Here is a 22,637-nt window from a genome sequence, read left to right on the forward strand (position 1 = left end):
TGCGCTACCCGTGTCCAGACTCTCTGCAATAATCACGCCCGATGGATCCGGCTCTATGTGGTCAGCTGCCACACAGCGGGCAGCGTCGCAGCAATCAGTAATCCCATTGCAATCCGCTCCAGCGAGGTCAGCGCAACATCAGCGCGGCCGCCGCGTCGGGCAAACAGAAACAGCAGCAGGCCTGGCGAGTAGAGCACGACTGACGCCATCAGGTGCATTGGCCCCGACGCGTAGAGCAGCCAGATGCCATACAGACTGGCGCCGACACCCACCGCCATAGCCATGGGTTTATTCTGTCCGCGCACCACTTTGATCAGGTATAAACCCACCAGTAAATAGGGCACCAGAATCATCTCTGAGGCGATGGTCAGCAGGTTATTGTAGTTAGCACCGGTCAGGGCAATCAGGATCAGGCAGAGCTGAATGCTGCCGTTGGTCAGCCACAGCGAGGCGGCCGGCGCGTTGTGGCGGTTCTGCCGGGCAATAATGCGAGGAAACGCCCCCTGCTGCGCGGCAATCAGCGGCACTTCAGCAGCCATGATCGTCCAGCTCAGGTAGGCACCACAGACAGAGACGATCAGGCCTATCGCAATCACCGCATCGCCCCAGTTGCCCATCAGTCTTGTCATCAATCCCGCCATGGACGGATTGCGCATTTCAGCCAGTTCAGCGCGCGGAACCACGCCCAGCGACAGCAGGGTTACCAGCAAATAGACCAGCAAGGCAGCCAGAACGGCAAAAAGTGTTGCACGGCCCACATCCTTTTTCTGACGTGCACGCGCAGAAACCACCACCGCACCCTCAACCCCGATAAAGACCCACAGAGTGATGAGCATGGTTTGCTTGATCTGCTCCCAGAGCGGTTGCCCCAGCGTGACGCCGGAAAAATCAAAGCAAAAGCGATCATAATTGAACGCCATCACCGCCAGCACAATGAACAGCAGTAAGGGCACCAGCTTGCCCAGCGTGGCCATCAGATTGATGCTGGCTGCTGTCTGCACACCGCGCAGCACCAGCCAGTGAACCAGCCATAGCAGCACGGATGCACCCAGCATCGCCTGCCAGGTGTTGCCATCACCAAAAATAATCCGGTCCGGCGTATCGGTGAAGAAGCTCAGGGCCGAGAAGACAATCACCAGATAGGAGACATTGGCGATAACAGCACACAGCCAGTAGCCCCAGGCTGAGCAGAACCCCATTAGTTCGCCGAATCCGGCGCGGGCGTAAGTAAAGATGCCGCCGTCAAGTTCAGGTTTAAGGCGGGTTAACAGCAACATCGCCAGCGAAAGAAAGATAATGCCGACACCGGTGATCAGCCAACCTAGCAGCAGAGCAGCCGGACCGGCCACTGCAGCCATGTTTTGCGGCAGACTGAACACACCTGCACCCAGCATTGAGCTGAGCACCAGTGCCGTCAGCGCACCGAGACCTAATTTTTTCTCCAAAACAACCTTCCCGCTAGCATATATGGCTGGGTAAATCGGATTATATCGCTGGGTTATGTCAGACCAATGGCACAATCCAGGGACAATATCCGGTGAAACAGGCGGGGGATTTTACGGAGTGTGGCAGGGGATGGCAATGCATAACTATGCAAAACAAAGCCGGTTTGCAAACAGCAGGGCGGCGGGCGCCGCCCTGTGAGGGATTACTTAAACAGGTCAGCCGTCACGGTCAGGTTACCGCCACTCTGGTTCTGCCACTGACGGGTCACGTGATAGAACTTGGCACCTTTATCCGAAGCACGCTTCGCCACTTCTTCTGAAACCTCAGTAGGTGAACCGAAGTGGCCAGTAAAAGTCACGGTATCAAACGGCTGCATCTGCGCGGCGGTAATCGCGTTGACTTCCTGCACCGATTTACCGTTAGGCAGATTCACCGTGTAGCGCTTACCGGTAGAGCTTTGTGTTTCGAAGAAACGGCCCACTTTGTTGCTTGGCGTTTCAGATGAGGCCACGCCAGGAATCTCTACATTAGCGGCTGCCGCGCCACCGGTTGCCAGCGCAGCTTTACCTGCTTCTGAATCGGCTGGGATAGCGTTTGGTGTCTGCACTGTGCGTTCTTTAGCATCCGCTTTGTAGACATACGCGGTGACGTACTGGTTGCCACCGCTGTTAGCATCAATCTGGCGCACGATAAAGAATGATGCGGCACCTTTCTCTTTCGCGGCTTTTGAAATTGCGTCGTTAACATCCGGCTGGCTGGCAAAGAAGCCGCTGACCGAAACGGTATCAAACGGTTCAAGTCTGTAGGCTTCTGCTTTTGGCAGTTCATTAACGCCGTTAAAGCGACGATACGTTGTTGACGCTGAAGCTGCCGGCGCATCGGCTTTATAGAGGTCAGCCGTGACGCGCCAGTTACCGCTGTTGCCGTTACTGTCGTTGATTGCCTGGATGTAATAAGAGGCAGCGCCCATCTGATCTGCACGCTTAGAGACCGCATCGGCAGCGTCGCCGATCGCGTTGAAACGGCCGGTGATATTAATACGTTCGAATGGCTTCAACGCTGCCGCTTTTTCTGGCGTTAACTCCTGCGCAGCGAATGCGTGGGCTGCCAGCAGGGACAACAAAGTGGACGCCAGAATAGTGTTCTTCAGCTTCATAAAAATAATCCTTCGCCTTACGCAAAAATGAGTACGAAAACGTGCTGGACTCTTGATGTATAACAGATTAGCCGCTGATTATTGCATGTTATAAACAGACTGTCGCAGCGATTTTTGGTGTCAGATCGCGTTATTCAACCATCATTTTTTCATTTAATTGTCATCAAACGCAGTTATGGCCCGTTTTAGCCACGGTTATCACTAAAAGCGATAACTAATATCGGTTAAACAGTTAATGCATTGTTAATTATAGGTTTTTATTGATGCTTAATTCGCCCGCAGATCATTATCACTGGCAGAATATTTGCCAGTCAGGCTGTTTTACAGTGGGTTAACACCGATCTTTAAGCAGAACGCTGAATAATTGAGTGAATGTCATAACTCTGTACAGACGCTATAGATCGCTGGTCACAATTTCAGTAGGTTATAAACACTTTGAAATACATGCATTTCGTCTATAAGTAACCGAAACGGCGTTTCAGTTGCGCAGTCGTGGTGCAGATACGGGCCATCATCCTTAACCGATGAAAGGAAACACTATGTTAATTGGAATACCCAAGGAAAGGTTGCCAAACGAGTCGCGCGTGGCCGCCACGCCAAAGACCGTGGAACAACTCATCAGGCTGGGTTTTAGTGTCACCGTGGAGCGTGACGCAGGTAAACGCGCCAGCTTCGATAATGAAAGCTATATCGCCGCTGGCGCCACGCTCAGCGACAGAGATCAGGTCTGGCAGTCCGACATTGTGCTGAAAGTAAATGCACCCGATGACGAAGAGATTGCACTGACCCGCGCGGGTAGCACGCTGGTTAGCTTTATCTGGCCCGCGCAACATCCCGATCTGCTGTCAAAACTGGCCGCGCGTCAGGTCAATGTCATGGCAATGGACTCGGTGCCGCGCATTTCACGGGCGCAGTCGCTGGATGCGCTGAGCTCCATGGCAAACATTGCCGGTTATCGTGCGATAGTGGAAGCTGCGCATGAATTTGGTCGCTTCTTTACCGGGCAGATCACGGCGGCGGGTAAAGTGCCACCGGCAAAAGTGATGGTGATCGGGGCAGGTGTGGCCGGGCTGGCAGCAATTGGTGCAGCGGGCAGTCTGGGCGCGATTGTCCGGGCGTTTGATACCCGTCCCGAAGTCAAAGAGCAGGTGCAGAGTATGGGCGCCGAATTCCTTGAACTCGACTTCGAAGAGGAAGCTGGCAGCGGTGATGGCTATGCCAAAGTCATGTCCGAGGCGTTCATTAAAGCGGAGATGGCACTGTTTGCCAGTCAGGCCAGAGAAGTCGATATCATTGTCACCACGGCGCTGATCCCTGGCAAACCGGCACCGAAACTGATCACCGAAGAGATGGTTGCCAGCATGAAGCCCGGCAGTGTGATTGTGGATCTGGCCGCGCAGACTGGCGGCAACTGTGCGCTGACCGTCGCGGATCAGGTTACGGTGACTTCTAACGGCGTCAAAATCATTGGCTACACCGACCTGCCGAGCCGTCTGGCAACGCAATCCTCCCAGCTTTACGGCACCAACCTGGTCAACCTGATGACGCTGCTGTGCAAAGAGAAGAATGGCGAAATCCAGGTCGACTTCGACGATGTGGTCGTACGGGGCGTGACTGTGGTGCGGGAGGGGGAAGTCACCTGGCCGGCACCGCCGATTCAGGTGTCCGCTGCGCCTCAGGCTGCACCGGCAACCGCGAAACCGGCAGTGAAGATTAAAGTAAAACCTGTTTCACGGTGGCGAAAATATCTGCTTATTGCCCTGGCCATCGTGCTGTTTGGCAGTCTGGCCAATGTAGCGCCTGCCGATTTCCTCTCCCACTTTACCGTGTTCGCGCTCGCCTGTGTGGTGGGTTATTACGTGGTCTGGAACGTCAGTCATGCGCTGCATACGCCGCTGATGTCCGTGACCAATGCCATATCCGGCATCATCGTGATTGGGGCAGTCTTGCAGATGGGACACGGTGGCTGGGTCACCTTTATTTCTTTTATTGCCGTGCTGATTGCCAGCATCAATATCTTTGGTGGCTTTACCGTCACCCAGCGCATGCTGAAAATGTTTCGTAAGGGGTAAGACATGTCTGGCGGATTAGTCACTGCAGCCTATATTGTTGCTGCGATTCTCTTCATCTGTAGCCTTGCCGGTCTCTCGCGTCACGAGACGTCTAAGCGGGGTAATATTTTCGGTATCAGCGGCATGGCGATTGCGCTGGTCGCCACCATCTTTGGCCCGGATAGCGGTAACGTGGTCTGGATCCTGCTGGCGATGGTGATTGGCGGCGCTATTGGTATCCGCATGGCAAAGAAAGTCGAAATGACCGAAATGCCGGAACTGGTCGCGATTCTGCACAGCTTTGTCGGCCTGGCCGCGGTACTGGTTGGCATAAACAGCTATATCGACCATGCGCCTGGCCTGCCAGCAGTGATGGAAAATATCCATCTCAGTGAAGTGTTTATCGGTATTTTTATCGGTGCCGTCACCTTCACCGGTTCGCTGGTGGCGTTTGGCAAGCTGTGCGGCAAAATCTCCTCAAAACCTCTGGCGTTACCGCATCGTCACAAGCTCAATCTGCTGGCGCTGCTGGTCTCGTTCCTGCTGCTGCTGTGGTTTGTTAACACCAGCAGCAGCGCTGCGCAGGTCTTTGCGTTGCTGCTGATGACGGTGATTGCACTGGCGTTTGGCTGGCATCTGGTCGCGTCGATTGGCGGTGCCGATATGCCGGTCGTGGTGTCGATGCTGAACTCCTATTCAGGCTGGGCCGCCGCCGCCGCCGGTTTCATGCTCAGCAACGATCTGCTGATTGTGACCGGTGCACTGGTGGGTTCGTCCGGTGCGATCCTCTCCTATATCATGTGTAAAGCGATGAACCGTTCGTTCATCAGCGTGATCGCGGGTGGATTCGGTACTGAAGTCAGTAGTGGTGACGAAACGCAGGAAGCGGGCGAGCATCGTGAAATTACCGCTGAAGAGACCGCAGAGATGCTTAAAGCCTCCCGCTCGGTGATCATTACCCCAGGCTACGGCATGGCCGTGGCGCAGGCGCAGTATCCGGTAGCGGAAATCACGGCACGTCTGCGCGCGCTTGGCATCAAAGTGCGCTTCGGCATTCATCCGGTCGCGGGGCGTTTGCCGGGGCACATGAACGTGCTGCTGGCCGAGGCCAAAGTGCCTTATGACGTGGTGCTGGAGATGGACGAAATCAACGATGACTTCAGCGACACCGACACGGTGCTGGTGATTGGTGCTAACGATACCGTCAACCCGGCAGCGCAGGATGATCCCCGCAGCCCGATTGCGGGAATGCCGGTGCTGGAAGTGTGGAAGGCGCACAACGTGGTGGTGTTTAAACGCTCAATGAACACAGGCTATGCCGGGGTTCAGAATCCGCTGTTCTTTAAAGAGAACAGCCAGATGCTGTTTGGCGATGCCAAAGCCAGCGTGGAAGCAATTCTCAAAGCGCTGTAATAAAAAAAGGGCGGCTAATCAGCCGCCCATGTTCTTTACGAGGAGGCGTTAATCCTCCTCGTCCTCTTCATCATCCAGATCAATCGGCGACTTGAAATCGTCAGGCTTAAGCGCCAGCAGATCACAACGCAGATGATCGATCACCTGTTCCGCCGTATTGCCCAGGAACGCCGCTGATAGTCCGGTCCTTCCGATGGTGCCCAGCACGACCACACCGGCACCGAGATGCGCGGCCAGATCGGGGATAACCTCTTCCGGCAAGCCTTTAGCCACGTGGGTGAACTCTTCACCAATTGAGAATTTCTGGCGCAGTGCTTTCATGGCCACCAGATGCTGACCCCGGATAGCATCGTTGTAGACGCTGGGATCAAAATCGGGCAGTTCGATAGCAATATTGATTGGGGTAATCGGGTAGGCACCGACAAGGTGGACTTCGGTCTGATTCACCTTTTCCGCCAGCTTCATCGTTTCACGAATTAGCTTCTGATTCAGGCCATCGTGATGCGGCTCTTCGCTGGCAAGATTGACTGCGACGATGGCTTTACCGCCTTCCGGCCAAGGCTGATCTTTGACCATCCAGACCGGGCAGGGGCATTTACGCAGCAGATGCCAGTCGGTCGGGGTGAAAATCACGGACTCCAGGCGGTCATGCTGATGCGCCATTTTCAGCACCAGATCATGCTGATGAGCGAGCACTTCCTGAATGATGGCCTCAAAGGGGCGGTTATGCCAGATCACTTTGATATCAATGTCGACACCGGCATCAAGATAAGCGCGGGCCTGCTCGCGGATCCATTCGGTACGCTGGCTGATGACACCCTGGCGCATAGACGAGCGCTCATCCGGCGAAAGCAGGGTGGTCATTTCATATGAGAAATCATAGATAGGCAGGAAGGCTTTGATTCTTCCGCCGATACGTTGATTCAGATAGACCGCACGTCGCAGCGCGGGCTGATCGTCTTGCTGGGCATCAATGGCGACCAGAATATTTTGGTACTGGGACATGAGGCGTTCTCCTTAAACCAGAGCGACTGGAATAAAGATAGCCTATGTTGTACAGCGGAAGAAGTGAAAAAGTTACTGCCGGATCAATAAAATAAGATTTATTGATCCGGCTATGAATCAGGCGGCCTGGTGACTTTGGCCCGCTAACTCTTCCAGCAGGGCGTGGTTTTCAATCGTGATGTATTTGCCTTTGACCGCCAGCATACCGGACTTCTGAAAACGGCCCAGCAGGCGGCTGATGGTTTCAACCGTCAGGCCCAGGTAATTACCGATGTCACCGCGCGTCATGGTCAGGCGAAATTCACGCTGTGAAAAGCCGCGCTGGCCGAAACGGCGTGAGAGGTTCCAGATAAACGCCGCCAGTCGCTCCTCAGCATTTTTCTTCGACAACAGCAGAATCATATCCTGGTCGCCTTTAATCTCACCGCTCATTAAACGCATCATCTGCTGACGCAGTGCCGGCATTTTACCTGACAGGTCATCCAGCGTTTCAAAAGGAATTTCACAGACCATGGCCGTTTCCAGCGCCTGCGCAAAGCTGGGATGGCTGGCATTTAAAATGGCATCAAAGCCCACTAAATCACCCGCCAGATGGAAACCGGTAATTTGCTCATCACCCTGTTCGGTGATGGTATAGCTTTTAATACTGCCGGAACGAATGGCATACAGAGACCTGAGTTCGTCTCCCGCTTTAAAAAGCGTTTGCCCTTTCTGAATCGGTTTTTTACGCTCAATGATATTGTCGAGCTGATCCAGCTCATGTTCATTTAACGTGAAGGGGATGCAGAGCTGACTGATGCTGCAATCCTGGCAGTGAATGGCACAACCGCCCGACTGAATACGACGTATGCTGCGTTTTTCAGGGATCATAATGGTTTGCTCGACGATAATTGACTGGGGTCAATTTTAACATTTTTTGTGCTGAAGGGAACTCATCCGAGCAGTTTTACACCCACAAACATTATGGAGGATATATACGGCGTCAAAGGCCGATGTAACGGGCATTTCAGTACGCGGGAAGAGACTACTGTCACGATAACTTTCCGCTTATGTGATCTGTTGCACGATTCTCTACGGCCCGTTAGGGTGAGAAAAAGGCGGGTGGTCCGGTAATTCCAGCTTTTGCTACGCTAACTGTTAAAGCCTGTCTGACACATTCGATCAATTTAACCCGGTGTGAGAAAACCATGAACCTTGATGATAACGATCTTTTTCGGGATGCCATGGGCGATGTCACGCCATTGAAAGACACCACCACGACCCTTTGGCTAAAAGCCCCTTCAACCAAAGCACCACGCAAACCGCCGGGCGAATCTGAGCTGGAGAATTTCCTGACCCGGGGTGACCTGGAGATTATCCCACTTAATACGCTGCTGGAATATAAAGCCGACGGTATCCAGCAGGGTATACTGGATAAACTGCGTCGGGGTGAATACAAGCTGGATGCCAGTCTCAACCTGTTACGGCAACCGGTGGAAACCTGCCGTCAGGCGCTGTTCAATTTTATGATGCAGGCGCACAAACAGGGATTACGAAATTTGCTGATCATTCACGGCAAAGGACGTGATAACGAGTCACATGCCAATATCGTACGAAGCTATCTCGCTCGCTGGTTACAGCAGTTTGACGACGTACAGACTTTTTGCGTGGCACAGACCCGCCATGGCGGAGGCGGTGCGCTCTACGTGGGTTTGCGTAAAACCGATAAAGCGCGCCTTGAAAACCGCGAGCGGCATGCGAAACGCAGTCGCTAGCTGTGAAATTTTCGAATGGTAGACATCAGCACTTCGGCACTGAGGCTGAGCTCTGCGCCGGTGCGCGTAATGATGCCCACTGGCTCGCCCGGGCCGGATGAGTTGATCGGCAGCGCACAGACCGCGTTGTGGCTGAGATCCTCTTTAATCGCGCCGGAAGGAACGAACCAGATATAGTCGTAGCGTAGAGCCAGCTGGCGTGCCAGTGAGGTCGATGAGGTCTCAATGCAGTGAGGTGGCAACGTACAACCCTGTTCATCCAGCATCTGTTGTGCAATCCGGCGCGGTGCCGTGCCTTCGGGCGAAATCACCACCGGCCACTGCATGGCACGTGAAAGTGTGACGTTGTCACTTAAAAGCGGGTGTTCCGGCCTCACCACCAGTTTAAGCGACTCCAGAAAAAGCAGCTCATAGGTCAGACCGGTCATCATGTCGCTGTCCGCCATCCGTCCAATGCCGATATCAAACTCACCGCCGCGTAATCCCGCCAGCAGCACATTGTTGTGCAGCGTTGCCACCTGGATAGTGGTATTGGGTTGTAACTGATGAAAACGATCAAGAATGCGTGGCAGCATCCCCATTGCGGCGGTGGTCAGCGCACCCAGCCGGATAATCACCGGCGCATCGCCTGGCTGCTCATTAAAACTTTGACCGGCATGATTGAGCGCGTCAAGCACACGTACGGCATGCGTCAGAAATTGTTCTCCCATGGTGGTCAGTTGCGCGCCCAGACGGCCACGTTCAAACAGACGAACGCCGGTCAGTTCCTCCAGCTCATTCAGGGTTTTAGACAGGGCAGGCTGACTCAGGCTAAGCGTCTCAGCCGCCCGGCCCAGCGTACCTTGCTGCGCAACCGCAACAAAGGTGTGTAAGTGGCGCAAGCGAATGCGCTGATTGAAAAGGATATTTTTTTCCATATCCTAAACTTAATGAGAATGAAGGGCGTGAGGCAACTGTTAATAATGAATTCTGTTAACTTTGCTGCAAATTTTTTTTAACAAAAGCACTGGAATGACCGTTTCGCTGTTTAACGCCATGATTTTCAAGCATTCATCTTAAAACGGTTGTGACGCGTTCATTCTCTGGTCAAAGAGAAATCAAGGACTTAATTGAATGAATATGAATGATTCTCACTATCAAACAAAAATCTGACCGCTTAAGGTTAACGATCGGCTATCATAAACGCCGTTTTTTTTACTTAAACTGATGCCAGATTTCTTTACTCAGGGAGTGTTCATTGACCAGCATCGAGGCGGTAGATGTCCGCCAGCTTATCAACCAGCAGCAGCTGAGCCCCTGGCAAAAGCGGCTCATTGCTCTCTGCTTTATCGTGGTAGCACTCGATGGCATGGACATTGCGATTATGGGTTTTATTGCGCCGACGCTTAAAGCCGCGTGGGGCGTGACAAATCATCAGCTCGGCGTTGTCATCAGCGCCGCCTTAATCGGTCTGGCGCTGGGTGCGATGGTGGCGGGGCCGCTGGCTGACCGCTATGGCCGTCGCATGATGATTATCTTAAGCGTTTTCTTTTTTGGTCTCTGGACGCTGGCAACCGCGCTGTCACAAAACATTGAACAGATGATGCTGTTCCGCTTCCTGACCGGGCTGGGGCTGGGTGCCGCAATGCCCAACGTCGGTACGCTGGTGGCGGAGTATGCGCCTGAACGGCGGCGGGCGTTTCTTATCACCGTTGTGTTCTGCGGCTTCACCTTTGGCGCGGCCAGCGGGGGATTTGCCGCTTCATGGCTGCTACCGCGCTATAACTGGCACTCTGTGCTGCTACTGGGCGGCATACTGCCGCTGCTGGTGCTGCCATTACTGATTCGTGGCCTGCCGGAATCCGTGCGATTCCTCATCAGTCGTGGTGCACCGGCTGCCCGCATTCACGCCATCCTTGATCGGATGATGCCGGGCAAAACCCGACCAGACTGTGCGTTTCACGCGCCAGAAGTCAGCGTGCCGGCGGGTGGCGCAATCGGCACCGTCCTGTCACGCCGCTATCTGTTTGGCAGTACGATGCTGTGGGGTGGCTATTTTATGGGACTGTTCATGGTCTACCTGATTGGCAGCTGGCTGCCATCACTGGTCAACACGCTGGGCATGTCTGTCACCGAAGCGGCGATTATCACCGCGATGTATCAGGCTGGCGGGACGCTGGGATCGTTGTTTGCGGGCTGGATGATGGATCGCTTTAATGCCAATCTGGCGCTGGCAGCGATTTACGGCTGTGGCGGGCTGTTTATCGTGGCCCTGGGCTTTTCGCCAGCCGAAGTGGGCATGATGAGCGCAATCGCTTTTTGCAGTGGCTTCTGTTTCAACGGCGCTAACACCGGCATGAATGCTTTATCCGCCAGCTACTATCCCACGCACGCACGCGCCACCGGCTCCAGCTGGATGCATGGCGTGGGCCGCATTGGGGCGATTTTAAGCGCTTTCGTCGGTGCAGAGATGATGTCACTCGGCTGGTCTTTCAGCGTTATCTTTCTGCTGCTGGCGATACCGGCTGTGATCACTACCCTGATGCTGCTGTTAAAAAACCGCTATGGCTTTAAGCCGATCACAGATTCGTGATTTTTTCCACTGGCGCCAGCGCGTTGCATTACATTAGCAGCAACGATCATGGTGTCAGGTGGATAAGATGGACAACTTTATCAGTGCGGACCTCATCCGCGCCCGTTTCTCTCAGGCAATGTCAGCCATGTATCAGCAGGAAGTGCCGCAATATGGCACGCTGATGCAGTTGGTCGCTACCGTTAATGAACGCGTACTGGAAGCGGATAGTGCGCTGGAAGATCGCCTTACGGCTGCTGATGAAATCGGCCGACTTAACGTTGAACGTCATGGCGCGATCCGTGTCGGCACCGCAGACGAACTCGCCACACTGCGACAGGTGTTTGCGGTGATGGGGATGCATCCGGTTGGCTATTACGATCTCTCTCAGGCCGGGGTGCCGGTGCACTCTACCGCGTTCCGGCCAGTGACCGATGCGTCACTGCGGCGCAATCCCTTCCGGGTCTTTACCTCGCTGTTACGCCCTGAACTGATCGACGATGCTGCACTGCGCGAAAAAGCGGCGGAGATTCTCTCTGCGCGCGACATTTTCACTCCCCGTTGCCGGGCGTTGCTGCAACTGCATCAGCAGCAGGGCGGATTAACGGAGGAGCAGGCCGGTGAATTTGTGACTGAAGCGCTGGAAACCTTCCGCTGGCATGCTCACAGCAGTGTAGACAGCCAGACCTATCAGGCGCTGAACCAGCAGCACCGGCTGATTGCGGATGTAGTCTGCTTTCCTGGTTGTCACATCAACCATCTTACGCCGCGCACGCTGGATATTGACCGTGTCCAGCAACTGATGCCGTCGCGCGGTATCGATCCGAAAACCCTGATTGAGGGACCGCCTCGTCGTCAGGTCCCCATCCTGTTACGTCAAACCAGCTTTAAAGCGCTGGAAGAGCCGATCATCTTTAAAGAAGGTCATCAGGGAACGCATACGGCGCGCTTCGGAGAAATTGAGCAGCGCGGAGCAGCGCTGACGCCCGCAGGACGCGCACTCTACGATCGATTACTGAGCGAGGCGGGCAGCGGTCAGGATAATCAGCAACACCAGCAACATCTGTCGACGATTTTCCGCGATTTCCCTGACGACGAAACCACGCTGCGTCAGCAGGGACTGGCGTGGTTTCATTATCGCCTGAGTGAAAAGGGTATTGCTACGCCGCCTGCCCAGGGGGAATCGCTGGAGACCCTTATCAAAGAAGGGCGTGTACTGGCTGACCCCATCACCTATGAGGATTTTCTTCCCGTGAGCGCGGCAGGCATTTTTCAGTCTAACCTTGGCGATCGGGCGCAGATTCGTTCGGCGGGACAGGCGAGCCGGCAGGCGTTTGAAGCCGCATTGGGTGCCACTGTGCTGGATGAAATGGCGTTATATGAAGAGCGCCAGCAGCGCTCACTGGCGCAGTGCGGCCTGCGCGAGGCCTGACAGTGTCTCAGGGCAACGTCTTCGTTGCCCGCGTTGCTCTCTTCACCACAGCCTTGTTAAGCGGATGGTCCTGATGGAAGGTAATCGATCAGGCCTGTTCAGTTCACCTGAAAAAAAAGACGCTTCACCATCCAGCGCAAATTTAGCGGCGTGAGTATCCTGATGTGTTAGAAAACTGACTAATTATTTGCAGTAAAAACACGTGGGACGAGTGAGAAATGTGGATATCGTCGGCGCTGACAACGCATTCACGTGCTGGGGAAACGTAAACAACGTTAATCCCTGGTCATCACTGACGCTCTGAACCTGTTGATGGGCATACTAACCCCTGCATCTCTCGCTTCGGCATATTCTGCAAATCCCTTCCGTACCTGGACAATACTGGCGTGCCTGCAAATAATGGAGGAACGTTTAGACAGGGAAACAGGAATGAAAAACGAAACGGGTCTGAGGATCATGACTGCTGAGGGAGAGTTACGTGGAGGCATGGATGATGACCTTTTCGTATTTAAAGGCATACCTTATGCGGCGGCACCGCAGGGCGCACTACGCTGGCGCCCGCCTCAGCCAGTGATGCCGTGGCAGCATGTGCGCGATGCCACGGCGTTAGGGTCATCCGCCTGGCAAAATCGCACGTATTGCCAGGCTGTGGGCGGCGGCGATCCCGGTGAGTTTAGTGAAGATTGTCTCTACCTGAATGTCTGGACACCCGATGTCGAACCGTCAACGCCGCTGCCGGTGATGGTGTGGCTGCACGGAGGAGGCTACACCATTGGTGCGGGTGGCCTGGCACCGTACAGCGGCAAACCGCTGGCGTCCCGGGGCGCAGTGGTGGTCACCCTTAACTACCGGCTGGGTCATCTCGGCTTCTTCTCACACCCGGCCCTGGATGCTGAGTATCCTGCCGCGGGCACGGTAAACAACTTTGGTCTGCTTGACCAGATTGCCGCACTGCAGTGGGTGCAGCGCAACATTCCTGCATTCGGCGGCGACCGCCGCAATGTGACGCTTTTCGGTGAATCCTCTGGTGCGCGCAGTGTGCTGTCACTCTGCTGTTCACCGCTGGCCGAAGGGCTGTTTCACAAAGGCATCGTACAGAGCGCCTATAACCTGCCGGACACGCCGCTGAAAAAAGCGCGTCAGCAGGGCGTCGCTGTAGCCCGTCATTTTGGACTGCCGCCCGATGCCAGCGCAGAGGCGTTACGCGCACTGCCCGCTGATGCCTTCTGGTCGCTGGACGGCCCACTGGCGATTCCGCCGGTACCCATTGCCGGTGACGCCGTATTGCCTGTGCCCATGTTGAAAACCTTTATGGCGGCAAAACAGCACCGTCTGCCGCTGATGGCAGGCAGTAACAGCGATGAAGCCAGCGTTCTGGAATATTTTGGTGTTGATGCTGCCGCAGTGCTGCAGCAGTTACGCGACAAAAATCGACTCACTTACCGTACGCTTAAATGGATGTATGACATCCATGACGACCAGCTGCTGGGACGCGCCGTGGCACGCGATATGGCTTTCACGCTGGTGCCATGGCTGGTGATGCGGGCGCAGCATAATGCTGGCATGCCGGGCTGGCGCTACTGGTTTGATTATGTTTCAGAGCATGCGCACGATCTCTATCCACACGGCACCTGGCACGGTAATGAAGTGCCCTATGTGCTGAATACGCTGAGCCAGATGCCCGATCCCAATGAAAATCGTCCGTTCAGTGATAGCGATCGGGCCTTTGCTGAGCAGGTCAGTGATTATTGGTTTACCTTCGCCCGTGATGCCACAGAATATAAGCACCAGCTGGAAGGCGAGGTCGTCTGGCCCGCCTGGCATCCGGGGCAGGATGTGACAATGTCACTTGGTGACGAGCATAAAAGCGGATTTGTTCTGAAGCGAAACTTTATGCGCGCCCGCATGCGTCTTTTCAGATTATTAATGAATCATCTGGTCAGGCTGTAGGCGCGCTATAAAGGTTAGCCTGCTAATCATTAAATAATGCAAATGAAATTAATGTACTTAATTAACTGTAAGATATTGAGGTCTAAGGGTTTTAAAGCATCAAATCATATTTGACGCTGTAAAATAATAGGTAACAAAACAGTTACATTTTCACCTTTCTGTGCCGATAAACCTCCTATGCCCGACGCTTGCGGGTCAACGTGTATAGGATTTTGGTATGGGAATGCTCAAAAATTTTACCATTCGCGCAGTGATGCTCACGATTCTGGGGCTGTTTTGCTTACTGTGGACCGGCGTCGGGCTGTATAGCATCCACTCTCTTGGCGCGCTCAGCGAGGGCAACGATGTTGACCGTCATCTGGTTGAGCAAATGACGGTGCTGAGCAAAGGCAACGATCAATATTTCCGTGTCGTCACGCGCTTGTCCCGCGTGATGGAAAGCAAAGCGGCAGGTAAAACCCTGACCGAAGACGCTTATGCGCCAGTCCAGCAGGCGCTGGATGGCATGACCCAGCAACTGGCACGCTTCAAACAGCTCGCCCCCGGCCCGATGAACCCGGAAGTCGTGGATGGCGTGATTCAGAGCTGGCAGAAGCTGCTGGATGAAGGCGTAACGCCACAATTGCAGCTGGCCCGTCAGCCAACACCTGATGCTTATCGCCAGCAGGCGAACAACGTCACTCCGGCATTAAGCCGCGCGTTTGGCGTCAGCGCAGAGAAATTCAGTCAGGGTGCAGCTCAAAAGCTGGATACCACCCGCGTTGAGGTTGATCACCTCACCGCGACGACGAAAACAATAATTACCATCACGGTAATCATTGGTCTGTTTATTCTGCTGTTTACCGACCGCTATCTGGTGGCGATGCTGGTTCGTCCGCTGGAAAGCATTCGCACCCATTTCGCCGTGATTGCCACGGGTGATCTCAGCCAGCCGGTCAATGATTTCGGTCGCAACTGTGTGGGTAAACTGGTTCCGCTGCTGAGCGCCATGCAGGATAGCCTGCGTGAAGCGGTTAGCGCCATTCGCAGCGGTACTGAAAATATCTCGCGTGGGGCGGCAGAAATTTCTGCAGGTAACAATGATCTCTCATCACGCACTGAAGAGCAGGCCGCTGCGCTGGAGCAGACTGCAGCCAGCATGGAGCAGTTGACGGCCACGGTGAAATTCAACGCTGATAACGCCCGTCAGGCCAGCCTGCTGGCTGAAACCGCCACCACGACGGCACAGCGAGGCGGCCAGCTGGTTAGCGAAGTGGTCAGCACCATGGATGGCATTTCAGGCAGTTCGAAGAAAATTGCTGAGATCACCAACGTGATTAACGGTATCGCATTCCAGACCAATATTCTGGCGCTGAATGCCGCCGTTGAAGCGGCTCGTGCCGGTGAACAGGGTCGGGGTTTTGCCGTAGTGGCGTCTGAAGTCCGTAACCTTGCCCAGCGCAGCGCCAATGCGGCCAAAGAGATCGCGACTCTGATTGAAGAGTCCGTTCAGCGTGTGGGTAAAGGCGCCGAGCTGGTGAGCACCACCGGCGGCACCATGAATAATATTCTGAAATCGGTACAGGATGTGGATGCGATCATGAAACAGATCGCATCCGCCTCAGAAGAGCAGAGCAAAGGCATTTCTCAGGTGGGAACAGCAGTCACAGAAATGGACAGTGTCACGCAGCAAAACGCCTCACTGGTTGAAGAGGTTTCCGCCGCCGCAAGCGCGCTGGCGCTGCAGACAGAAGCGCTGCAGGCCTCTGTGTCGAAGTTCCGTCTTTCCAGTGAACGCCAGAGCGCACCTGTCACTGGCAACAAACCGGCGGCGCCAAAAGCCCCGGTGTTAAGTGCGCCTCAGGCCAAACCTGCTGACAATGGCGACTGGGTCACCTTCTGATCCCGGCTAAGCCACGCCACCAGTTCCGCCAGGAACGGTGGCGCATCCTGAGCAGGCCGTTGCAGTAAACTGTAAACGGCGCCCGTTTTAACCTCGCCAGTGAACGGCTTAATCAGCCTGCCGCTGGCTATATCACTCTCCACCAGATTGCTGTCGGCAATCGCCACGCCAAATCCCTGAATCGCTGCACTGATCGCTAAATCCATCGTGGCAAAATGCTGGTTTCGCTTCATGCTGAGTGTGACCTGCTGCGCTTTCAGCCAGCACTGCCAGTCACGGGTGTCTGCGGTGGGATGCAAAAAGGTCATTGCAGTCAGCGCCGCCGGAGAGTCCGGGTAGGGCTGATTCGCTGCCATTACCGGTGTCAGTGACTCACGGAACAGGCAGATTCCTTCGGGATGCGGCTTGCCATAGACAATTGCTGCATCAAAATTTTCAAGCTGCGTAGCATGATCCAGCGTTGTCGTCAGGGCCACATGCAGTTCAGGGCGCTGTTGTTCCAGCGCCATCAGCCTGGGGACCAGCCAGCGCATCGCACAGGTCGGCGCTTTCAGGCGAATGCTGACCTGACTGCGGCGGACCTTTTCGCTGGCCTTAACCATCAGTTCAAAACCCTGCTGTAATTCGGGTAGCAGCGCGGCGCCCTGTGGCGTGAGTCGCAGGCCGCGCGCGTGGCGATCAAACAATGTGACACCCAGCCACTGCTCCAGTGCGGCGATCTTGCGACTGACGGCACCCTGAGTCAGACACAGCTCACTGGCTGCATGGGTCAGATTGAGATGACGGGCGGTCACCAGAAAGGCGTGAATGGCATTAAGCGGCAGCGATAAGCGTGACACAGTGAACCTCAGCTATGCATTTTTGTCATGGCTATTATGACGACATTTCGCTTGCCGACTCAAGTGGCAGCCCGTTGAATAGCGTTTTACCGCATCTGATCGGTTATGCCCCTGACGGAGAGACTATGTCCCTGAAAACGCCTGTCGCTATTCACTCAAAATTGCCGGACGTCGGCACCACTATTTTCAGCGTGATTGGCCAGCTCTCGGCGCAGCATCAGGCGATCAACCTGTCGCAGGGTGCGCCCAATTTCCCCTGCGATCCGGCGCTGGTCGACTCTGTCAGTCGCGCGATGCTGGACGGTCATAATCAGTATGCCGCCATGATGGGTCTGCCGGCCTTACGCGAGGCGCTCGCCAGTAAAGTGGAGGCGCTCTATGGCCAGAAATATGATCCTGCCCGTGAAGTGCTGATCACCGGCAGCGCCAGCCAGGGGCTTTATATGGCGATTACCGCGCTGGTGCATCAGGGCGATGAAGTGATCTTCTTTGAACCGGCATTTGACAGCTATGCTCCGGTGGTGCGGTTGCAGGGCGGTACGCCAATAGGCCTGAAGTTGCAGGTGCCGTCATTTGCCATCGACTGGGATGCGCTGCGGGGGGCGATCACACCGCGCACCCGCATGATCATCATTAATACACCGCATAACCCCAGCGCGAAGGTACTGACACCTGATGACCTTAATCAGCTGGCGGCATTGATTCGCAATACCGATATCGTGGTGCTCTCCGATGAAGTCTATGAGCATATTGTGTTTGATGGTCACTCTCACTGTGGCATGGCAACGCACCCGGAACTGGCGGCGCGCAGCGTCATCGTCTCCTCGTTTGGTAAAACCTTCCACGTCACGGGCTGGCGGGTGGGCTACTGCCTGGCGCCGGCAGCGCTGATGACCGAGCTGGTGAAAGTGCATCAGTTTATGATGTACGCCGCCGACACGCCGATGCAGGTGGGTTTCGCACACTACCTGCAGCGGCCGGAGCACTACCTGTCGCTCAGCGCCTTCTATGAGCATAAGCGCGATCGCCTGATCACCCTGATGCAAAATTCGCCGTTCCAGCTGCTGCCGAGTGCCGGTTCGTTCTTTATGCTCGCCAGCTATGGACATTTCAGTGACGAGCCGGACAGTGAAATGGTAAAACGTCTCATCGTCGATCACGGTGTGGCCACCATACCGCTGTCGGCGTTTTATATGGATGGCACAGACAACAAACTGATTCGTCTCTCATTTGCGAAAGACGAGGCGACACTAGAGGCTGGCGCAGCGGCGCTATCTGCTTTTTCTCACTGAATCACGCCACTGCGTGAGGCAGCACCGGGAACAGGTAACCAGGAATTTTCGGGGTAAATAATGAAGAAACTGAACGCGCTTTTTCTTGCTCTGGGCATGATGACATCGGTACAGGCACTGGCACAGGATTTACGTTACGGCGTAGAGTCACAATATCCGCCATTTGAGAGCCGCAATGCCAAAGGGGAGCTGGAAGGCTTTGATATTGAGCTGGGCAACGCTATCTGTAAGGCCGGCAATTTCAGCTGCCACTGGGTCGAGATCAGCTTTGATGCGCTGATCCCGGCGCTGCAGGCGAAAAAATTTGATGCCATCAACTCGGCGATGAATATCACCGAAGCGCGCGCCAAAAGCATCGCGTTTACGCAGCCGATCTACCGTATTCCGACCATGCTTGTGGCGAAAAACGGTGAAAATCTGGCACCGACCGCCGACAGTCTCAAAGGTAAAAACATCGGCGTGTTGCAGGGCTCTATTCAGGAAACCTATGCGAAGAAGCACTGGGAAACGCAGGGCGTAACGGTCACGTCGTATCAGGATCAGAACCAGGTTTACAACGATATGGTCGCGGGCCGCCTTGATGGCACGCTGGTGATGTCTGCTGCCGGTCAGTCCGGTTTCCTTGATAAGCCCCAGGGTAAAGGCTTTGGCTTTGTCGGCAAGCCGGTCGAAGATGACGCGATTCTTGGCTCGGGCATCGGCTACGGCCTGCGCAAAGATGACGCCCAGCTGAAGCAGTCTCTTGATGCGGCGATCGCCAAAGTGCAGGGCGATGGCACCATCAAAAAGCTGGCTGAAAAATACTTCCCGGGCATTGATGTGAGCGCGAAGCCATAAACAGAATCGGGCGCACTCTGCGCCCGATTCTCCCCGATTGATTATGTCAGCCTTCATTTTTACCAAACTGTTCTTAGATTTATGCCTTTGCAAAGTTATTCCATTCATCCCGATAGATAATGTTTCCGTCCGTATATTTCCAGGTGATAGCCTGATACCTTAATTCCAGTGTTTCAAGGTGCGTGCTGCTTAATCCGTTAGGAGCAAGATAAGGAGAAACGGTAGTGAGCTTTATCCCTTCCAGCAGAATATTGAAATATTCAACCTCACTGCCTGACTCCACAATTCTGTACATTTTTATTGTGCCATTTTTAAGTATTCGTCCTTCACAGATTGCGCGATACAGAACGGGCGTTGTCTGGTCGAACTCTTTGACGATAGTAATCGGGCTGTGAACACGCGTACAGGTTAGTTTTCCCCAGGCGGGATCAACAGGAATGGTGATGTGGTGCGCGAACGATTTTAACTCTATTGAACCGAGTCGGAGTGGCATCTGGCAGCTCCCCACGATGGGTGAACCGTTTTCATCGTCAAGCCATAGATGAGCGGGTACAGACATAATTTTATTTGCTTGTGAAAATCATACTGTATATTAAAGGGCTGTTACCATTTTACCGTTATGGGGAAGAATATTATTACAAGCAGAGCAAATACAGCGATGGGCCATAAAGGGCCGCCTGGGAAAAAATGAATAAATAACAAAGAAAAGGCACTTACAAAAAGAGCTGGGCCGAAAAGCGAAAGCCACGATGTAAATAGTCGCCTTAGAAACCTGATTATGAAATCTTTCATCATTCATCTACCTGATCATAGTAGTAATTATTTTTGCAATGTCATCATCAGAGGGAAATGAGATTCTGAGTGCTCCAGACTTCTCTAATAGAGGGTCAGTCAGGAAGTACATCATTTCAGGTTCACTTTCATACAAAGCGGCATAATAAGCAGGCAGTGCATAATTCAGCCGATTCGCGCTGTCTGCTGCTTTCTGAACCACGCCGTATATGCCTGCAACGACTGTTGCACCCCCCGCCTTTTGGCCAGCAAGCGCACTGATATTAAAGCCCGCATTTAATCCAACAGCCACGGCCGCTGTTACAGCTAAAACAAAACCGTGTTGGGTTAGATGACTGGCGGCAATATGTACATTTACCGCCATGAGAGACTTCTTGATTTGCTCCAGTTGATTATTTGTTTTATATCTGAATATTTCATTGAAATATATCTTGAGCATGTCACTTATAACATTGCCATGCCTTATAAGTTGAATCGCTCCCTTTGCAAATCTTACGTCCTCATCTTTTTGCTTCTGACAAACCTCCAGATATTTTTCTGTGAAGCAGGAAGTGTAATAAAGCGCACGTTGCACGCCTGAACCTATGTGTTCAATCTGATGAAACACCCGACTACCAACCCCATTAAATGCCCGATCTAACTTTTTTGCTAAAATTTCGTTCGCCTGTAAATAATTGATTATTTCATCAGTGTGTTGCATAACTGAATCCCTTAAATTATCCCCGCATTTAAACGTTCATTGAAGATAAAGAGCATTAAGATGTATGTAAATCCGCTTAAGTGCTCATCAATGCGCGCGATCAAAATAAACCGGATAAAAGGAGGGTGCTTTTGGGACGTTAAGTTATAATAGTAATAGTGACGGAATAACGCAGATTCTGGCCTTAATAAAACGCGTGTTTAATGTGGAGAATTCGCTGATTAGGTTTCTCTTGCTGTATCAAAAATCAGGGCTGAATTTCCCACTTCAGCCCTGTGCATAAAAGCATTAATAAAACTGTTAACCCGCCGCCAGATAACAGAGTTTTTCCGCCACCTGATAGGATTTCACAAAGGAGGTAATCGGCAGAAACTCGAAGCGTGAGTGGAAGTTGTGCGCGCCGGTAAAGAAGTTCGGCGTCAGCAACCCTTTGGCTGACAGCGCAGCCCCATCCGTGCCGCCACGCATCGGAATGACTTTTGGCTCAATTTCCAGTGCGGCAAACGCACTGAAGATCAAATCAATCGCCCGTCGATCCTCACCCAGTGCATTGCTGATATTGCTGTAAATATCGCTGATCGTGATGCTCACGTCGCCGGTGGGATAACGCGCTGCGAGTTTTTCCGCTGCCTGCTGCAACTGCTGCTTGCGTGCGGCGAAGCTGGAGAGGTCAAAATCACGAATGGAGGCCTTTAGCGTGGCTTTGCTGGCGTTGGCCTGAATCTCATTAAACCAGACATAGCCTTCGCGACCTTCGGTGTGCTCCGGCGTCTGCTGGCGATCAAACAGGCTGATATAGTCATGCGCCATCAGCAGCGGATTGACCAGCACGCCTTTGCCCGACATCGGGTGTGCGGGCACACCGGTAAACACAATCTCTGCAGCAGCACCATTGAAGTTTTCATATACCACTTCACCCAGTTCGCAGCAGTCGATGGTCCAGGCAAAATCGACATTAAACCGCGATTCCAGATCGAGTGCTTTCGCCCCGCGCAGGCCAATCTCTTCGTCCGGCACAAAGGCCACCACGATATCGCCGTGGTCGCCTTTAAGATTGGCCATCAGCGTCATCACTACAGCAACCGCCGCTTTGTTGTCAGCGCCCAGCACGCTGGTTCCGTCGCTGAAAATCACCTGCTGACCCACATAGGGCGCGATCTCAGGATGTTCATCGCGGCGCAGCCAGATATCCTGCTCTGCATTCAGACAGAGATCTTCGCCCTGCCAGGTGAGGATCTGCGGATGAATATCAGGCGACAAACCGACATCAACGGTATCGATGTGTGTAATAAACCCGATGCGCGGTGCATCAGGACGGTTACCGCGTTTTACTGCCGTCACTGTGGCATGTTCATCAATCACCACCTCATCCAGACCCAAATCGCGCAGCTCATCCGCCAGCAGTTTTGCCATGGCGTGCTGACTCGGGGTGCTGGGCAAGGAGGTTGATTTAGCATCGCTCTGACTGCTGACGGCGAGGTAACGGAAAAAACGTTCGGTGAGTTGCGACTCAAGTTTGTCTGTCATCACTATTCCT

18 protein-coding genes are annotated in these 22,637 nt (G+C 53.8%); 9 read left to right on the plus strand and 9 right to left on the minus strand.

The window, feature by feature from the left end:
* Positions 1-53 precede the first annotated feature (53 nt).
* Positions 54-1,445 (minus strand): basic amino acid/polyamine antiporter, encoded by a 1,392-nt coding sequence (locus P2R09_RS11870; protein ID WP_275769913.1) that lies wholly within the window; start codon positions 1,443-1,445, stop codon positions 54-56.
* A 203-nt stretch (positions 1,446-1,648) separates the two neighbouring features.
* The gene (gene ydgH / locus P2R09_RS11875; protein ID WP_275769915.1) at positions 1,649-2,602 is read right to left on the minus strand and encodes a DUF1471 family protein YdgH; all 954 of its coding nucleotides are present in this window, start codon (positions 2,600-2,602) and stop codon (positions 1,649-1,651) included.
* A 539-nt stretch (positions 2,603-3,141) separates the two neighbouring features.
* Here ydgH and pntA point away from each other — a divergent pair.
* Entirely contained in the window at positions 3,142-4,674 is a 1,533-nt protein-coding gene (gene pntA, locus P2R09_RS11880) for a Re/Si-specific NAD(P)(+) transhydrogenase subunit alpha (RefSeq protein ID WP_275769917.1), read from the plus strand.
* 3 nt (positions 4,675-4,677) lie between these two features.
* The gene (pntB, locus tag P2R09_RS11885) at positions 4,678-6,066 is read left to right on the plus strand and encodes a Re/Si-specific NAD(P)(+) transhydrogenase subunit beta (protein WP_105099148.1); all 1,389 of its coding nucleotides are present in this window, start codon (positions 4,678-4,680) and stop codon (positions 6,064-6,066) included.
* A gap of 48 nt (positions 6,067-6,114) precedes the next feature.
* On the opposite strand, the gene uspE is transcribed toward pntB, so the two are convergent.
* A complete protein-coding gene (uspE, locus tag P2R09_RS11890; protein ID WP_275769920.1) occupies positions 6,115-7,071 on the minus strand; it encodes a universal stress protein UspE in 957 nt (318 codons plus the stop codon).
* Positions 7,072-7,188: 117 nt separating this feature from the next.
* The gene (locus P2R09_RS11895) at positions 7,189-7,941 is read right to left on the minus strand and encodes an FNR family transcription factor (protein WP_003853727.1); all 753 of its coding nucleotides are present in this window, start codon (positions 7,939-7,941) and stop codon (positions 7,189-7,191) included.
* A gap of 317 nt (positions 7,942-8,258) precedes the next feature.
* Here P2R09_RS11895 and smrA point away from each other — a divergent pair, with 317 nt between their 5' ends.
* A complete protein-coding gene (gene smrA / locus P2R09_RS11900; protein ID WP_275769923.1) occupies positions 8,259-8,825 on the plus strand; it encodes a DNA endonuclease SmrA in 567 nt (188 codons plus the stop codon).
* On the opposite strand, the gene P2R09_RS11905 is transcribed toward smrA, so the two are convergent.
* Positions 8,822-9,742 carry a LysR substrate-binding domain-containing protein gene (locus tag P2R09_RS11905; protein WP_003853723.1) on the minus strand — a complete coding sequence of 307 codons (921 nt, stop codon included), beginning with the start codon at positions 9,740-9,742 and terminating at the stop codon, positions 8,822-8,824. The genes smrA and P2R09_RS11905 overlap by 4 nt on opposite strands.
* 320 nt (positions 9,743-10,062) lie before the next feature.
* On the opposite strand from P2R09_RS11905, the gene P2R09_RS11910 reads away from it, so the two are divergent.
* From P2R09_RS11910 to P2R09_RS11925, 4 genes are all read left to right on the plus strand, one after another.
* Complete coding sequence (locus P2R09_RS11910) at positions 10,063-11,397, plus strand: aromatic acid/H+ symport family MFS transporter (RefSeq protein ID WP_003853721.1); 1,335 nt, start codon at positions 10,063-10,065, stop codon at positions 11,395-11,397.
* Positions 11,398-11,464: 67 nt separating this feature from the next.
* Positions 11,465-12,808 carry a VOC family protein gene (locus P2R09_RS11915; RefSeq protein WP_275769927.1) on the plus strand — a complete coding sequence of 448 codons (1,344 nt, stop codon included), beginning with the start codon at positions 11,465-11,467 and terminating at the stop codon, positions 12,806-12,808.
* Positions 12,809-13,237: 429 nt separating this feature from the next.
* The gene (locus tag P2R09_RS11920) at positions 13,238-14,758 is read left to right on the plus strand and encodes a carboxylesterase/lipase family protein (RefSeq protein ID WP_275769929.1); all 1,521 of its coding nucleotides are present in this window, start codon (positions 13,238-13,240) and stop codon (positions 14,756-14,758) included.
* Positions 14,759-14,975: 217 nt separating this feature from the next.
* Entirely contained in the window at positions 14,976-16,640 is a 1,665-nt protein-coding gene (locus P2R09_RS11925) for a methyl-accepting chemotaxis protein (protein ID WP_275769931.1), read from the plus strand.
* Here the strand turns inward: P2R09_RS11925 and P2R09_RS11930 are convergent.
* Positions 16,598-17,479 (minus strand): LysR substrate-binding domain-containing protein, encoded by an 882-nt coding sequence (locus tag P2R09_RS11930; RefSeq protein ID WP_275769933.1) that lies wholly within the window; start codon positions 17,477-17,479, stop codon positions 16,598-16,600. The two genes, P2R09_RS11925 and P2R09_RS11930, sit on opposite strands and share 43 nt — an antisense overlap.
* Before the next feature lie 125 nt (positions 17,480-17,604).
* On the opposite strand from P2R09_RS11930, the gene P2R09_RS11935 reads away from it, so the two are divergent.
* Entirely contained in the window at positions 17,605-18,771 is a 1,167-nt protein-coding gene (locus P2R09_RS11935; RefSeq protein WP_275769935.1) for a methionine aminotransferase, read from the plus strand.
* 60 nt (positions 18,772-18,831) lie between these two features.
* Positions 18,832-19,608, plus strand: a complete 777-nt coding sequence (locus P2R09_RS11940) for a transporter substrate-binding domain-containing protein (protein ID WP_275769937.1) — start codon at positions 18,832-18,834, stop codon at positions 19,606-19,608.
* A 79-nt stretch (positions 19,609-19,687) separates the two neighbouring features.
* On the opposite strand, the gene tssD is transcribed toward P2R09_RS11940, so the two are convergent.
* From tssD to pepT, 3 genes are all read right to left on the minus strand, one after another.
* A complete protein-coding gene (gene tssD / locus P2R09_RS11945; RefSeq protein WP_275769939.1) occupies positions 19,688-20,167 on the minus strand; it encodes a type VI secretion system tube protein TssD in 480 nt (159 codons plus the stop codon).
* Between the two features lie 240 nt (positions 20,168-20,407).
* Positions 20,408-21,100, minus strand: a complete 693-nt coding sequence (locus P2R09_RS11950; protein WP_275769941.1) for a hypothetical protein — start codon at positions 21,098-21,100, stop codon at positions 20,408-20,410.
* Positions 21,101-21,400: 300 nt separating this feature from the next.
* Positions 21,401-22,627: a peptidase T gene (gene pepT / locus P2R09_RS11955; protein ID WP_275769943.1), complete on the minus strand. Its 1,227-nt coding sequence runs from the start codon at positions 22,625-22,627 to the stop codon at positions 21,401-21,403.
* Positions 22,628-22,637 lie beyond the last annotated feature (10 nt).

It is taken from the genome of Pantoea sp. Cr_R13 (assembly GCF_029222565.1).
In the GTDB taxonomy this organism is placed as follows: Bacteria; Pseudomonadota; Gammaproteobacteria; order Enterobacterales; family Enterobacteriaceae; genus Pantoea; species Pantoea eucalypti.